10 protein-coding genes are annotated in these 15,845 nt (G+C 60.1%); 6 read left to right on the forward strand and 4 right to left on the reverse strand.

The window, feature by feature from the left end; translation table 11 throughout:
• Positions 1–2: 2 nt before the first annotated feature.
• Entirely contained in the window at positions 3–992 is a 990-nt protein-coding gene (rsmH, locus tag Q1A20_RS02585; RefSeq protein WP_299915765.1) for a 16S rRNA (cytosine(1402)-N(4))-methyltransferase RsmH, read from the reverse strand.
• Positions 993–995: 3 nt separating this feature from the next.
• The gene (mraZ, locus tag Q1A20_RS02590) at positions 996–1,499 is read right to left on the reverse strand and encodes a division/cell wall cluster transcriptional repressor MraZ (protein WP_299915766.1); all 504 of its coding nucleotides are present in this window, start codon (positions 1,497–1,499) and stop codon (positions 996–998) included.
• Positions 1,500–2,238: 739 nt separating this feature from the next.
• On the opposite strand from mraZ, the gene Q1A20_RS02595 reads away from it, so the two are divergent.
• Entirely contained in the window at positions 2,239–3,009 is a 771-nt protein-coding gene (locus tag Q1A20_RS02595; RefSeq protein WP_299403907.1) for a hypothetical protein, read from the forward strand.
• A gap of 14 nt (positions 3,010–3,023) precedes the next feature.
• Here the strand turns inward: Q1A20_RS02595 and Q1A20_RS02600 are convergent, their stop codons facing one another.
• A complete protein-coding gene (locus tag Q1A20_RS02600; protein WP_299403905.1) occupies positions 3,024–4,097 on the reverse strand; it encodes an Mrp/NBP35 family ATP-binding protein in 1,074 nt (357 codons plus the stop codon).
• A 224-nt stretch (positions 4,098–4,321) separates the two neighbouring features.
• On the opposite strand from Q1A20_RS02600, the gene Q1A20_RS02605 reads away from it, so the two are divergent.
• Together Q1A20_RS02605 and Q1A20_RS02610 are read left to right on the forward strand one after the other, a co-directional pair.
• Positions 4,322–4,552, forward strand: coding sequence for a DUF1127 domain-containing protein (locus tag Q1A20_RS02605; RefSeq protein ID WP_299403902.1), 231 nt, complete (start codon positions 4,322–4,324; stop codon positions 4,550–4,552).
• Between the two features lie 543 nt (positions 4,553–5,095).
• Positions 5,096–6,361, forward strand: coding sequence for a Hint domain-containing protein (locus tag Q1A20_RS02610; protein WP_299403899.1), 1,266 nt, complete (start codon positions 5,096–5,098; stop codon positions 6,359–6,361).
• A gap of 4 nt (positions 6,362–6,365) precedes the next feature.
• Here the strand turns inward: Q1A20_RS02610 and Q1A20_RS02615 are convergent, their stop codons facing one another.
• Complete coding sequence (locus tag Q1A20_RS02615) at positions 6,366–8,897, reverse strand: ATP-dependent helicase (RefSeq protein ID WP_299915769.1); 2,532 nt, start codon at positions 8,895–8,897, stop codon at positions 6,366–6,368.
• 216 nt (positions 8,898–9,113) lie between these two features.
• On the opposite strand from Q1A20_RS02615, the gene Q1A20_RS02620 reads away from it, so the two are divergent.
• The 3 genes from Q1A20_RS02620 to Q1A20_RS02630 all read left to right on the forward strand — a co-directional run bounded on the left by Q1A20_RS02620 (position 9,114) and on the right by Q1A20_RS02630 (position 15,831).
• On the forward strand, positions 9,114–11,009 hold the full coding sequence (locus tag Q1A20_RS02620) for a diguanylate cyclase (protein ID WP_299915771.1): 1,896 nt from the start codon (positions 9,114–9,116) through the stop codon (positions 11,007–11,009).
• An 81-nt stretch (positions 11,010–11,090) separates the two neighbouring features.
• On the forward strand, positions 11,091–12,230 hold the full coding sequence (locus tag Q1A20_RS02625) for an alpha-hydroxy acid oxidase (protein ID WP_299403891.1): 1,140 nt from the start codon (positions 11,091–11,093) through the stop codon (positions 12,228–12,230).
• Positions 12,231–12,390: 160 nt separating this feature from the next.
• Complete coding sequence (locus Q1A20_RS02630; RefSeq protein ID WP_299403887.1) at positions 12,391–15,831, forward strand: pyruvate carboxylase; 3,441 nt, start codon at positions 12,391–12,393, stop codon at positions 15,829–15,831.
• The last annotated feature ends 14 nt before the right edge of the window (positions 15,832–15,845 follow it).

Below are 15,845 nucleotides of genomic sequence, written 5' to 3' on the forward strand. Positions count from 1 at the left end.
CACTATACCTCTTTGACCATCGGCATCCCGATGGCTTTCGCGTCTATTTCCTGGGCTGGCGCATCGGTGCGCTCGGCCACCCGCAGTTTCGCCGAACGGGCCCGCGGGTTGGCGGCAATCTCAGCAGCATCCGCGGCAACGGCCTTGCGCGATTTCAACGTGAACGCGGGCGGGTCCTGTTCGATCTGGGGGGCGTATCTGTTGGCATTGCCGCCGGCACCTGCCCGCGCGGTCAGGAAGCGTTTGACCATGCGGTCCTCCACGGAGTGAAACGTGACTACCGCGAGTTTTCCACCGGGCGCCAAAGCCCGTTCGGCCGCCATAAGCCCCTGAAAAAGCTCGCCATACTCGTTGTTCACCGCAATGCGTAGCGCCTGAAAGCTCCGCGTTGCCGGATGCGATTGCCCCGGCTTGGCCCGCGGCAAGCAGCCTTCGATGATGCTCGCCATCCGCAAGGTGGTGGTGATCGGATCCAGCGCGCGTTCCCGCACGATCGCCTTGGCAATGCGGCGGCTGGCACGCTCTTCACCGTAGTGAAACAGGATATTGGCAAGCGTCTCTTCGGCAGCGTCATTGACGATGTCTGCCGCCGACACGCCGTCCTGGCTCATGCGCATGTCCAGCGGACCGTCCCGCATGAAGGAAAACCCGCGTTCCGCCAGATCCAGCTGCATCGAGGACACGCCCAGATCAAGCACGACACCGTCCAGATCGGTCGCATATGTGTCCATCTTGGAAAAGACGCCCTGCTGCTGCAGCAGCCGCGCGCCGTATTGGCCGGACCAGTCGGCCGCCATCTCGAAGGCCAGCGGATCGCGATCCACGGCGATGACCTTATCCGCGCCCGCCTCCAACAAGCCGCGCGTGTAGCCACCCGCCCCAAAGGTGCCGTCAAGCCAAACGCCCGTGACCGGGGCGACAGCCTTCAGGATCGAGGGCAACAGAACCGGAATGTGGGGGGCAGACGTGTCAGAGGGGGCCGCAGCAGCCATGTGTCACTCCCCTTGCTTGGCATCCAAAAACGCCAGCGGATCGAAGTCTTGCGGCAGCTCGTCCAACCAGGCTTCGGTTTTGGCCGCCTCTTCCGCCTCATAGGTCTCGGGCTGCCAGATCTGGAAAGTATCGCCTGCGGCAATGAAGAAGGCTTCCTTATCAAGGCCGATTTTCTGACGCAGCTTGGCGGGCAGCACCAGCCGCCCGGTCTCATCCACGGACGTCGGAAAGGACTGACCGTGAAAGAGACGCTGCAGCATTTTGCGTTCCATCGATCCGCGCGGCAGCGCATCGATCTTGTCATCGACCTCGTTGATCGCCTCAACGGTATAGCATTCCAGATAATTGCGGCGGTGATCGCCGTAGACAATCACCAATTCGGGGGCATCGCCGGAGGTCCAGTTCGGATCAGCAGCTTCGATCACACGCCGAAAAGAGGCTGGGATAGAGACCCGCCCCTTTGTGTCGACCTTGTGATGGCTTTCGCCTCTGAACCTGCGGCCCACTGCCTTATCCCAATCTTCGGCGCCACTTTAAGGTTGACGCCTATCCCCCTGCCGTGAAATGGAAACGGCGGGTTGATCTGCTGCCACTGATCAACCCGCCGCCCTCGTCCCGCTCCTGCGGGGAAGTCCAGCTGCGCGCGCCACCTGGGGGGATGTCTGCTCGCTCGCGCGCCGGATCTCTTGGTCGGATGAAAGCGAGGTGCCTGTATGAAACCTGCTAGAGTTTTTGATTTGCGTGGGGTCGTTTGGTGCCCCTGGCTCGTTCTCATCTGATGTAGAAAGGTATAGCGCGGGAAATCATGGTACGGCAAGGGATTTTTGGTTACTAAATCCCTAAATCTTGCTTTCGAGGTTAACGAAAAACAATATATAGTTGTATATTCCACTGTTAAGAGGAACAAATAGCGTCCAAGGACAATTGAAACACAAGATATAGATCCAAGCAGAAAGCAAAAATTTTCCCTCGATTTCCCAAATAAATTGGTCGCGCACCAATTGCGGATCCTTTGTTTCCCTTATGTTCCACCATGCCCGGTCGCAAATTCTCAGATTCCTTCAGGAAATGGGCCATTTTTGATTCGTTTCCGGCGCAAACCAACGAGTCACCCCTGTGACCCATTCAACACGTCCCATCAATTCCCATGCTGATCTCATCCGAAAGCATCAACTTGATGCTGCGCGCACGGCTGTGGGCGCGTAGTAGAAAGATAACGCAATAGAAATCCAATGAGACCGCCCCATGAGCCTCCCCATCAATATCCTCAGCAGATCCTTCCGGCTCATTCTTGCAGCCCCGACCCAAACCCTGAAGGTCATTGCGCCGGGCATGATCGTGAGCGGCTATGCCACATATCTGCTTTTCAACAGCCTGGGCGGTTTGGGCAACGATCTGCTGGATGCTCCTGCCGCGATCAATTTCCCGCTGTTTGGCGGCGCACTCCTGCTCAGTATCCTGGGGTGGATGACCTTTGCGATTCTCTGGCATCGATATGCGCTGCTGCAAGGGGACGACCGGGACCATATCATGCGCCCGACAGCGGCCATCTTCGGTCAGTACTTCAAGGGTGCATTGGTCGTCGGGGTGATTTCGTTTCTCGCCGCCCTGCCCGGTGGCTTTGTGCTTGGCTTCGTTCTGGCCATTCTGGCGGCGACAAGTGCGAGCATCATTACCCTCGCCTCCATCGCTCTCAGCCTGGCCTTTGCTATGTTCCTGTCCTGGGTTCTGCTGCGGGTCAGCCTGATCCTGCCAGCCGCAGCCACCGGGCAGCAGTTGCGCTATTCCGAAAGCTGGCAGGTGACCAAGGCTGTGTCGCGTGACATTCTGTGGACGGCCGTGTTGCTGGGCGTGCTGAATGTTGTGGTCGAGCAGCTCGCAACAGGCCTGGCGACAGCTATGCCCGCGTATCTAGGTCTCTTTGTCATTCTGCAAATCATGGTGCAGTCGCTGATCTACATCAGCGTGCTCAGCACACTCTATGGATACCTGCTGCAGGGCCGGTCACTCGACTGAAGCGGCAACGGGCTTTACGCCATCCCGCCTTTGATCAGGCCCTGCGCGATCTGCGCATAGGCCTGAGCCATCGCGCCATCACCCACGGCAATGGGGGTGCCGCCGTCGCCCGCCAGCCGTGTTTCCAGATCAATCGGCAGCGCCCCCAGCAGGGGCACACCAAGTTTCTCAGCCTCGGCGGCCACGCCGCCCTGCCCAAATATCTGATGTTCGGACCCGCAGTCGGGGCAGACAAACATCGACATGTTCTCGATCAGCCCCAACACCGGCGTCTTCAACGTGTCGAACATATCTAGAGCCTTACGGGCATCTATAAGAGCCACATCCTGCGGGGTGCTCACAACAATGGCGCCGGTGAGTTCAGACTTGGTACAAAGCGTCAGCTGAACATCCCCCGTGCCCGGCGGCAGATCGACAAGCAGAACGTCCAGCTCCCCCCATTCCACCTGCCCCAGCATCTGCTGCAACGCGCCCATGAGCATCGGACCACGCCAGACCACCGCCTTCCCCTCTTCGAGCATGAAGCCGATGGACATGAGTGTCACGCCATGCGCGTGCAATGGAATGATGGTCTTGCCATCCGGCGAGGCCGGGCGCTTGTTCACCCCCATCATCCGTGGCTGGCTGGGACCATATATATCGGCATCCAGCAGCCCGACTTTACGACCCGCCCGCGCCAGCGCCACGGCCAGGTTTGACGAAACGGTGGATTTGCCCACCCCGCCCTTGCCCGAGCCGATGGCCAGAATGCGTTTGACACCGCTGGGTTTCGTCGGCCCTGCCTGCGGTTTTGGATGCCCACCGATCTTGAGGCTGGGGGGCGCGGGCTTTTTTTCCGCCGGACCATGGGCGGTCAGCGCAACGGAGGCGGTATCGACGCCCGGCAGCTCCGCAACGACCTTTTCTGCAGCATCCCGCAGCGGGGCCATCTGGCGCGCAACCTCGGGGCTCGGGGCCTCAATCACAAAGCGCACGGCATCGCCGTCGATGGTCAGCGCACGAATCAAATCATGCTCAAGGAGGCTTTTGCCGTCTGGCAGCGCAACACGGCTCAGAGCCGCTTCGATTTCGGCTTTCGTTACAGACATGCTCATTTTCTCCTCATTAGCGCTGCGTTCTTAAGCGCCTGTTGCCGCTAACATAATGTAAGCGTTCAAACTGCTTAACCCTATAGCGATACGCATAAATTTACGCTAGGTCGCCCATGCATTTGCTGCATAGCAGCATTGAAAATCTAGGCATTGTGCACCCGCAGCATATTCCTAAATATAGGACACAAGAACGAACACGAACGAAACTCGAGGCGAAAACAATGGCCTATTACACAAACACAGCATCTGCCAGTGTGATCGAACGGATCCTGGCCGCAACCGCAAACCTGCTGCACTCGGCAGCCGCACGCTACGCACGGTACCGCATCTATAGCCAGACATATGCCGAATTGGCGGAACTGGGTGATCGCGAACTGGCCGACCTCGGCCTGTCCCGCTCGATGCTGCGCGGCCTGGCCTGGGAAACAGCACAGAAACAAACAGGCGTCTAAGCCTGAACCGGATCAGATGTTCCTATCCTCCCTTTGGACATCTGTAACACAGCGGCGGCATTCATCCTCCTCCCGGATGCCGCCGCCATGAACAAAAGCGCTCAGATGCGCGCCGGCCCTCTCCGACACAGCGTCGCCGCGGGCGGGTTACCAGATCAGGCATTCCTCTCCTCCTCCCTGGGATGTCTGTAACTTGGCAGCGGCATTCATCCTCCTCCCGGATGCCGCTGTCCCTAATCTTCAAGCCAACCGGCTTGGTGTCATACGCTTCGGGGACAATCCTCCTCCCTGATCTCCGAAGCGGACAAAGAAGGCGGCGCCCTCCTCCCGGGCGCCGCCTTTTCTTTTTGCAAAACCTCCATCGTCCCCCCGCCGGCGACACAGAGTGCGGTGCCGCCTTGGGCTGAAAACTGCTCAAATTGTCGCGATCTGAGTGACTTAACCCCTGTTCCTGATAGGATCGCGTGAGGGGTGCGAGGATAATTCCGCAGATCTTCCGGGCAGATGACCGGGGATGTGGCGCGAAAAACGGGTTGGTGCGACATGCCAGTTTTCATCAGATTGACGAATTCGGATATCACGGATGCGTCCTTTTGGGCGTCTCTGGACATCGGCCCCGACAGCACCATCGACGCCCGCAGCCTCAGCGACCGGTTCCAGATCACGCTGACGGGCAACTCGATCACCTTCACTGACACCAACAGCGGCGTCACCACCACCTACACCGATACCGACCTGGCAGGCGGTTCGTTCAGCGAATTCGTCGAGTTCCGCGGAAACGACGCCGACAACGACGTCAGCGGATCTGTTGGATTGAACGCGCGTGGGTATCGCGGTGGCGGGGGCGACGATACCTTCACGGACGACGGCACCCTCGGCGGCACCATACGCGGCGGGCGCGGTGATGATGTGCTGCAAGGCGGCAGCGGCAACAACAACATGGACGGCGGGCGCGGCGACGACATCCTGCGCGGCGGGGGCGGCAACAATAACATCCTGCGCGGGGGCAGCGGCGATGACACGCTTTTTGCCGAGGACGGTGGCGGCAACCTCGAAGGCGGCAGCGGCGACGACACGATTTTCGCGGGCCTGAATACCGGGTTCGTACAGGGGGGCACCGGCGATGACAGCCTGATTGTACCGCAGGGCTCCACCGTCAATCCGTTTTCCGCCACAGGCGGGACCGTAAATCTACCGAACGGCAATAGTTTTACCTACCTTAACATCACGAATGTGACGGTTGCCTGTTTCACCGAAGGCACCCCGCTTGCCACGCCGCGGGGGGACGTCGCGGTGGAAGACATGAGCGTTGGGGATCTGGTTGAGACGCTGGATCACGGGCCGCGCCCGATCCGCTGGATCGGCAAGCGGGCCGTGGTCGGCAAAGGCCATCTTGCGCCCACTACATTCATGCCCGGCAGCATCGGAAATGCGCAAAAGATCAGCCTCTCGCCGCAGCACCGCGTCCTCTTATCAGGCTGGAAATGTGAGTTGATGTTTCAGGCGCCCGAGGTGCTTTGCGCCGCCAAGCACCTATGCGACGGGGATCAGGTTTTTGCAACGCCTTGCGAGACCGTCACCTATTATCACATCATGTTTGACCGACATGAGATCGTCTTCTCTCAGGGCGCACAACTGGAAAGCTTCTTCGCGGGAGATCATATTTTGCAGGCGGATCAGGCCAGCTATGACGAATTGGTCGACATCTTCCCTGAGATTGCCGAGGGTCATCGCGGGCCGCTGCGCGCCGCGCGGCCCTTTGTGAAAAGCTATGAAGCCGCAGCACTGTTGCGCAGCAAGGTCGGCTAAGCGCTCAAAACGGGATATCGTCGCACCCGGTCACGAATTTCGCGACCACCTTTTTGACACCCGCCTTTTCAAACGCGATCTCCAGCTTGTCGCCTTCGATGCCCTGAATAGCCCCATAACCGAACTTCTGGTGGAATACGCGCTCGCCCATGGTGAAACTGGAAACCGCGGACATGTCGATGACGGTGTTCTTGCTTTCGCGCGGCTGGCTGACCGGGCGTTCCTGACTGCGAGCCTGCAAGCGTCGCCAGCCCGGTGAATTATAGACATTTGCCTCTGCCGCCGCGTCATGCAGGTTGGACGTCGGCGCCGCCGCACCATAGCCACCGCCGTAGAGGCCCGGCGGGGTCAGGACCTCGACATGCTCCTCGGGCAACTCGTCAATGAACCGCGAGGGCATCGAACTTTGCCACTGGCCGAACACCCGCCGGTTGGCCGCAAAGGAAATCGTGCAGACCTCTTCGGCCCGCGTGATACCAACGTAGGCCAGACGGCGTTCTTCCTCCAGGCCCTTCATCCCGCTTTCATCCATCGAGCGTTGCGAGGGGAAGAGGCCGTCCTCCCACCCCGGCAGGAACACCACCGGAAACTCCAGCCCCTTGGCCGCATGCAGCGTCATGATCGACACCTTTTCGCCGCCATCATCGCTCTCATTGTCCATGATCAGGCTGACATGTTCGAGGAAGCCTTGCAGGTTCTCGAAGTTATGCAGCTGGTTGACCAACTCCTTGAGGTTTTCCAACCGCCCGGGCGCCTCGGGCGTCTTGTCGTTTTGCCAATGCGCGGTATAGCCGCTCTCATCCAGGATGATCTCTGCCAGCTCCACATGGCTGACGTCAGGTGGGCCATATTCCATCTGGACCGGGCCATCCTCGATCACGTCATCGGTCTCGGACACCGACAGCAGGCGCCCTTTTGTCATCTTGCCCCAGCGGTTGATACCCTCAACAAGCTGCGCCAGCGCCGCCCCACCCTTGCCGCCGATGGCACGCGTCTCCACCACGATCCGTGCCCCTTCGAGCAGTGCGACGCCGTTTTCCCGCGCGGTACGCTGAATGGTCTGTTGTGCCTTGTCGCCAAGGCCGCGTTTGGGCGTGTTCACGATCCGCTCAAAGGCCAGATCATCGTCCGGGCTGACCACAACGCGGAAATAGGCCATCGCATCGCGGATTTCCATCCGCTCATAGAAGCGCGGGCCGCCGATGACGCGGTAGGGCAGCCCGATGGTCAGGAACCGATCCTCAAAAGCGCGCATCTGATGCGACGCGCGCACCAGGATGGCCATTTGATCGAGGCCAAAGGGCTTCATCCCGCGGGTGCCGCGTTGTGCGGCCTCGACCTCCTCGCCGATCCACCGCGCCTCTTCCTCGCCGTCCCAGTGGCCGATCAAACGGATTTTTTCGCCCTCGGTCAGGTCGGTGAACAGCGTCTTGCCCAGCCGCCCCTCGTTGCCTTCGATCACACCGGAGGCGGCAGCCAGAATATGCGGGGTGGAGCGGTAATTCTGCTCCAGCCGAACCACATGAGCGCCCGGAAAATCCTTTTCAAACCGCAGGATATTGCCCACTTCGGCACCGCGCCAGCCATAGATCGACTGGTCATCGTCACCCACACAGCAGATGTTCTTGTGCCCCCCCGCCAGCAGGCGCAGCCAGAGATATTGGGCCACGTTCGTATCCTGATATTCGTCGACGAGGATGTAGGCGAACCAGCGCTGGTATTGCGCCAACACATCCGGATGCGCCTGAAAAATCGTGACCATGTGCAGCAAGAGATCACCGAAATCGACTGCGTTCAATTCCAGTAAACGGCGCTGATATTGCGCATAAATTTCCGTACCACGATGATTATAGGCGCCTGCATCGCTGGCGGGCACTTTCTCCGGCGTCAGGGCGCGGTTTTTCCAGCCGTCGATGATGCTGGCAAGCTGCCGGGCGGGCCAGCGTTTGTCATCGATGTTGGCGGCAGAGACCAATTGCTTGAGCAGCCGCAACTGATCATCCGTGTCCAGAATCGTGAAATTCGACTTCAGGTGGATACGATTAGGTTGAACCGATTGCTGATCAGGCGGCACTGGAACGGGGCCAAGGTCATATGCATCATCAATTCCCGGTTGCTCCGAACCCTGCTTCCTAAGATCCCCGATATCACACCCCACCAGTTCCGCGTGCCGCCGCAACAGCTTCACACAGATCGCATGAAAGGTGCCCAGCCAGGGCATTCCCTCGACCTGCTGACCCAACATCTGGCCCACGCGGTTTTTCATCTCACGCGCGGCCTTGTTGGTGAAAGTCACCGCCAGCACCTCGTTGGGTCGCGCCCGCCCGGTGTTCAGCAAATGCACAATCCGCGCCGTCAGCGCCCGGGTTTTGCCCGTCCCCGCACCGGCCAGCATCAGAACCGGGCCGTCCAACTGCTCCACCGCGGCGCGCTGTGCCGGGTTCAGACCATCCAGATAGGGCCGCGGACGGGCGGCCATCGCCCGCGCACTCAGTGATGCGCCATCAAAGGCGTCCATTTCATCAAAACTGCTCATGGCGCCATCTTACCCCGGACTGGCCTCGGTTTAAAGCTATGTTCTTATAATGTTCGACAGGTCCTGTGACGCATGGGAACCCGCCCAAACTAGGATAAATGCAACTGAAATACCGGCTGGAACGGCACGCATTTACCGTTGGCAGATCAAGAGATTAAGGAATTCGAAATCTTAACACCTCATCCCGGTACATGGTGTTTCAGAGGAGTGTATCGCGTGGAAGTGGTAGAACTGTCCAACAAGATTTCGGATCATATCAAAGAGAAAACGTCTTCGGTCCGGATTCGCAAATACGGTGTTGTTGCCCTGCTGGTCTTCATGGCCGCCGCCAATATCTTCGCCAACATCAAGCTGCCCTACCCGATTGTCGACTGGATGCTGGAGACGGACATCAAGCAGGAGGCTAAACTCTGGCGCAAACGCGTGCTCGATCAGTTGGACCACGGCGCGCGTGCATTTGTGCCCGATACGGACATCGGTCCGGGCAATCAGGGTTTGAATTCCAGCAGCCCCATCGTCGACAGCAAATACAGCCTTACCTCTCGAGACACGCTGTTCTTGTCACAGATCACGCGGGCCTCCGACATTTACCGGTTCAAACTCTTCGACGCCGAGGGCAACGTCTTCTGGTCCAGCCGCGCCTCGGACATCGGCGGCGTCAATGCCACACCCTATTTCTCCGAGCAGGTCATGCAGGGAGAGGCGTATTACACGCATTCAACCAAATCAGCCTCCGAGGTGGATGATTTTGAGCTGCACGCCTTGGCCGACACCAACGAAATGTCGCGCGAGGTGGCCGAAGTCTACACGCCGGTGGTGATTGACGGGGCCGTTGTGGGCGCGATCGAGTTCTACACTGACATGACCGACATCCGCGACACCTATGCCTGGCGCATCGAGTGGTTGATGATGACCCTGTCCGCGATCTTCATGACCATCTTTTCCGTCATTGTGTCGTCGGTTTTGCGCCGAGGGCGGCGGCAGATGCTTGAGCTGGAGACCCGGACGACCCAGGAACGTCAATCGCTTGAGCGGCAGATGCAGCTGGCCCGTGAGGTGAGTCTGCTCGGCGAGTTGAACGAATGGCTGCAATCCAGCCGGTCACTCGACGAACTCTTTGAAATGGTCGCGCGTTTCATGACGCACATGCTGCCGGATTGTGAAGGGAGCGTCTATGTATATTCCAATTCGCGGGATGTGCTGGACGGTGCCGCCGCCTGGAATGAAGGCACGCATAAAGCGCATATTCATCCCGAGGAATGCTGGGGCCTGCGGCGTGGGCGCACCTATATCTATGGTACCTCCAGCATCGATTTCGTCTGCGAGCATGCGGAGCCCCATGACGACCGCCCCTATTTCTGCTTCCCGATCTTGGCCCATGGCGAAACCGTTGGCCTGATGCATCTGAAAGCGAAATCCATGGTCCCCGTCGAGGTTTTTCGCGAAAACCAGAAGCTCGCGCAAATGTGCGCCGAACAGATCAGCCTCGCCATTGCCAATGTGCAGATGCGCGACCAACTGCAGGAACGCTCGGTGCGCGACCCTCTGACGGGTCTGTTCAACCGTCGGCATATGACGGATTATCTGCGGACAATGATCCAGAGCGCACAGCGGAACGAGAGCCCGTTTAGCATGCTCTACATGGATGTGGATCACTTCAAGAAATTCAACGACAACCACGGGCATGATGCGGGCGACATGGTCCTGCGCACAGTGGGCGAAGCGCTGGAACGGGCCTGCGATGGCGATGAGATTGCCTGCCGAATGGGCGGCGAAGAATTCATGCTGCTGCTGCCGGGCACAGATCGTCAGACGGCCGAACACCGCGCGGAAAAGCTGCGCCGCGCCATCGAAGCCATCACACTACGCTATGGCGAAAAGAATCTGCCACGGATCACCGTTTCGGTTGGGGTCGCGCTTTTCCCGGACCATGGCCAGATGCCACAGGACCTGCTGCGTGTGGCCGATGACGCGATGTATGACGCCAAAGCACAGGGTCGCAATCTGGTGGTCGTTGGCGGGACCAACGGCGGAGGGCGCAACGAAGATGCCGAAGAAATGGCGGACCGCGCATTCGAAGCGCAGGCGGAACATGTGTCGCGGGCCAGTTAGACATTGAAGGCGAAGCTGAACGGGGTCGAACCGGTGTAAAACGCGCTTTCCGGCTCCACGATTGGTTGCTAGCGTCCCGGCATGGATTTGCACAGCACCTACCCTGCCCTCGTTGACCTGCGCACCCGCGCGCAAAAACGCATTCCGAAATTTGTCTGGGAATATCTCGACAGTGGCACGGGCCATGAGGCCACCAAAACCCGCAACCGAACCTGCCTGGACCGGATCGGCTTTGCACCCGCAATTCTGCGCGGCGAATTCACACCGGATTTGAGCGCCCGCCTATTTGGCGACGATCTGCCGCTGCCTTTCGGTGTGGCGCCCGTGGGTATGTCCGGGCTGATCTGGCCGGACGCCGAGGGACATCTGGCGCGGTGCGCGGCGCGCGCAGGCATCCCCTATACGCTGTCGACCGTGGCCACGCAGTCACCGGAGGATCTCGCCCCCCATTTGGGTCCGGCGGCGTGGTTTCAAATGTATCCACCGCGCGACGAGGACATCCGCTGGGACATGCTGGCCCGCGCCAAGCTGGCCGGTTTCAAAACGCTGGTGCTGACCGTGGATGTGCCGGTGGCCTCGCGCCGCGAACGGCAAACACGCTCTGGCCTGACCATGCCCCCACGGCTTACACCACGTTTGATGGGGCAGATTGCGCTGCGCCCCGCCTGGGCGCTGGCGATGGCGCAGCGCGGTCTGCCAAAGATGCGAACCCTGGAAAAATATGCGCCACAGACGGCAACGCCGCTGTCCTCCACCGCGCACGTCGGCTACCTGCTGCGCACCTCGCCGGATTGGGACTATGTCGCATGGCTGCGCGATGCCTGGGACGGGCCGTTTGTCCTCAAAGGGGTGCTGCGCCCGGAAGATGCGCAGCCCGCGGAACAGGCGGGTGTGGATGCGCTTTGGGTGTCGAACCACGCCGGGCGGCAGTTTGATGCCGCGCCGGCGAGCATCGACGCCCTGCCCGACATCCGCGCCGCAACCAGGCTGCCCCTGATTTTTGACAGCGGCATCGAAGGTGGCCTTGATATCCTGCGTGCCCTCGCCCTGGGTGCAGATTTTGTCATGCTGGGACGTGCATTTCACTTTGCCCTTGCCGCCCTGGGTCCCAAAGGCGTCGACCACCTTGTGGACTTACTGACCAAGGATCTCATTTCAAACATGGGCCAACTGGGCGCGCGCAGGCTGCAGGATTTGCCACCGCCCCTAAGATTGACCTAACCTCGCGCAGGCACCGAAGGGACGATGGTCACTTTACATTTTCGTCGCAAAATGCTGCGGTGCGGCGGAAATAACCGGCTCTACCCAATACTACGCGTTTACGCGCCAAGATAATCTTTCTACACAGACGCACCCGACCAACACCGAAAGAAACCATCTCATGCCAGAATTCAGCAAAATCCTGATTGCCAATCGTGGCGAAATCGCCATCCGCATCATGCGCGCCGCCAATGAGATGGGTAAGAAAACAGTCGCGGTCTATGCTGAGGAAGACAAGCTGGGCCTGCACCGTTTCAAGGCGGATGAGGCCTACCGGATTGGCGAAGGATTGGGACCCGTGGCCGCCTATCTGTCGATTGACGAGATGATCCGGGTGGCCAAGGCGTCGGGCGCCGACGCGATCCATCCGGGATATGGGCTATTGTCTGAAAACCCCGAATTTGTGGATGCTTGTGACCAGAACGGCATCACCTTCATCGGGCCACGTGCGGAAACGATGCGCGCGCTGGGGGACAAGGCCTCGGCCCGCCGCGTTGCCATGGCCGCAGATGTGCCGGTGATCCCGGCCACTGAAGTGCTGGGCGATGACATGAAAGCGATCAAAGCGGAAGCGAAGGAGATCGGCTATCCGCTGATGCTGAAGGCCTCCTGGGGCGGTGGCGGGCGCGGCATGCGCCCGATCAACGCCGAAGCTGAGCTGGAGGAAAAAGTGCTGGAGGGCCGCCGCGAGGCCGAAGCGGCCTTTGGCAATGGGGAAGGCTATCTGGAAAAGATGATCCTCAAGGCCCGTCATGTGGAGGTGCAAATCCTCGGCGATAAACACGGCGGCATGTATCACCTTTACGAGCGGGACTGCTCTGTTCAGCGACGCAACCAAAAAGTAGTAGAGCGCGCGCCTGCCCCCTATCTGACCGAGGCGCAGCGCGCAGAGGTCTGTGAGCTGGGCTATAAAATCTGCAAACACGTGAATTATGAATGCGCCGGGACCGTCGAATTCCTGATGGATATGGAGGACGGCAAGTTCTATTTCATTGAGGTCAATCCGCGCGTTCAGGTCGAACATACCGTGACCGAAGAGGTCACCGGCATCGACATCGTGCAGGCACAGATCCTGATCGCCGAGGGCAAGACCATCGCGGACGCCACGGGCAAGCCCACGCAAGGTGACGTGCACCTCACCGGGCACGCGCTGCAGACCCGGATCACCACCGAAGATCCGCAGAACAATTTCATCCCCGATTATGGCCGTATCACCGCCTTCCGCGAGGCGACCGGCATGGGCATCCGGCTCGATGGCGGCACCGCCTATTCCGGCGGCGTGATCACGCGCTACTATGACAGCCTGCTGGTGAAAGTGACCGCCAAGGCGCAGACGCCCGAAGCCGCGATCGCGCGGATGGACAGAGCCCTGCGCGAGTTCCGTATCCGCGGGGTCAGCACCAACATCGCCTTTGTCGAGAACCTGCTGAAGCATCCGACCTTCCTCGACAATACCTACCACACCAAATTCATCGACGAGACGCCGGACCTGTTCCAGTTCAGCCGCCGCCGGGATCGCGGCACCAAGGTGCTGACCTATATCGCGGACATCACGGTGAACGGGCACCCGGAGACCAAGGATCACCCGCGCCCCGGTGCCCATGTCCGAGACCCACGCCCCCCGGCGCTGAAAGCCGAACCGATGATGGGCACGCGCAATCTGCTGGAGCAAAAAGGCCCGCAGGCCGTTGCCGACTGGATGAAACAACAGCGCCAGTTGCTGATTACCGACACCACCATGCGCGACGGTCACCAGTCGCTGCTGGCCACGCGGATGCGCAGCCATGACATGATCAAGGTCGCCCCTGCCTACGCCGCCAACCTGCCACAGCTTTTCAGCGTGGAGTGCTGGGGGGGCGCGACGTTCGACGTGGCCTACCGGTTCCTGCAGGAATGCCCCTGGCAGCGGTTGCGCGATCTGCGCGCGGCCATGCCCAACGTGATGACGCAGATGCTGCTGCGCGCCTCCAACGGCGTCGGCTATACCAATTATCCCGATAATGTGGTGCAAGAATTTGTCCGCGTCGCCGCGAACACCGGTGTCGATGTGTTCCGCGTGTTCGACAGCCTCAACTGGGTGGAGAACATGCGCGTCGCCATGGATGCGGTGATCGAGGCAGGCAAGGTTTGTGAGGGGTCGATCTGCTACACCGGGGACATCAACGACCCTGACCGCGCGAAGTACAACCTGCAGTACTATGTCGATATGGGTAAGGAACTGCGCGACGCAGGCGCCCATGTGCTGGGTCTCAAGGATATGGCCGGGCTGCTGAAACCCGCCGCTGCGCGTCAGCTGATCCGGGCCCTGAAATCCGAGGTCGGCCTACCGATTCACTTCCACACCCATGACACCGCCGGTGTCGCTTGCGCGACCATCCTCGCCGCCTCCGAAGCCGGTGTCGATGCGGTCGACTGTGCCATGGATGCGCTTTCAGGGAACACCAGCCAGGCCACCCTCGGCTCCGTTGTCTCGGCCCTCAAACACACCGACCGCGACAGCGGGCTGGACATGGCTGCGGTACGCGAAATCTCGGATTACTGGGAAGAGGTGCGCAGCCACTACGCAGCCTTCGAGACCGGCATGCAGGCGCCTTCATCCGAGGTTTATCTGCATGAAATGCCCGGCGGTCAGTTTACCAACCTCAAGGCGCAAGCGGCCTCATTGGGGCTCGAAGATCGCTGGCATGAGGTGGCACAGACCTATGCGGATGTGAACCAGATGTTCGGCGATATCGTGAAGGTCACGCCGTCGTCCAAGGTGGTGGGTGACATGGCGTTGATGATGGTATCGCAAGGCCTGAAGCGCGCCGATGTGGAAGACCCTGGCACGGATGTGTCCTTCCCCGACAGCGTCATTGACATGATGCGCGGCAACCTTGGGCAGCCTCCCGGCGGCTTCCCGACCGGCATCTTGGACAAGGTGCTCAAGGGCGAAAAACCCAATACCGAGCGGCCCGGCAAACACCTGCCCGCAGCAGACCTTGAAGCGCTGCGCAAGGAGGCCTCCGACGCGATGGAGGGCCGCACCGTCGATGATGAAGACCTGTCTGGTTACCTGATGTACCCCAAGGTTTTCCTGGATTACATGGGCCGTCATCGCACCTATGGCCCGGTGCGCACGCTGCCGACACGCACGTTCTTTTACGGGATGGAACCGGGCGAGGAAATCTCCGCCGAGATCGACCCGGGCAAGACGCTGGAAATCCGGCTGCAGGCCGTGGGTGACACCAATGAGGATGGCGAGGTCAAGGTCTTCTTTGAACTGAACGGCCAGCCACGGGTCATTCGGGTGCCGAACCGGTTGGTCAAGGCAACCACCGCACAGCGCCCCAAGGCAGAAGCTGGCAACGCCAACCACATCGGCGCGCCGATGCCGGGCGTTGTGGCCTCGGTGGCCGCGACGGTCGGCGGCAAGGTGAAAGCGGGCGATCTGCTGTTGACCATCGAAGCGATGAAGATGGAAACCGGCATCCACGCCGAACGCGATGCGGTGATTAAGGCCGTGCATGTCGCGCCGGGTGGGCAGATCGATGCAAAGGATCTGCTGGTCGAGCTGGAGTAAAGTGGCCACAGGCC

The sequence above is a fragment of the uncultured Roseobacter sp. genome, from assembly GCF_947501835.1.
Classification (GTDB): Bacteria; Pseudomonadota; Alphaproteobacteria; order Rhodobacterales; family Rhodobacteraceae; genus Roseobacter.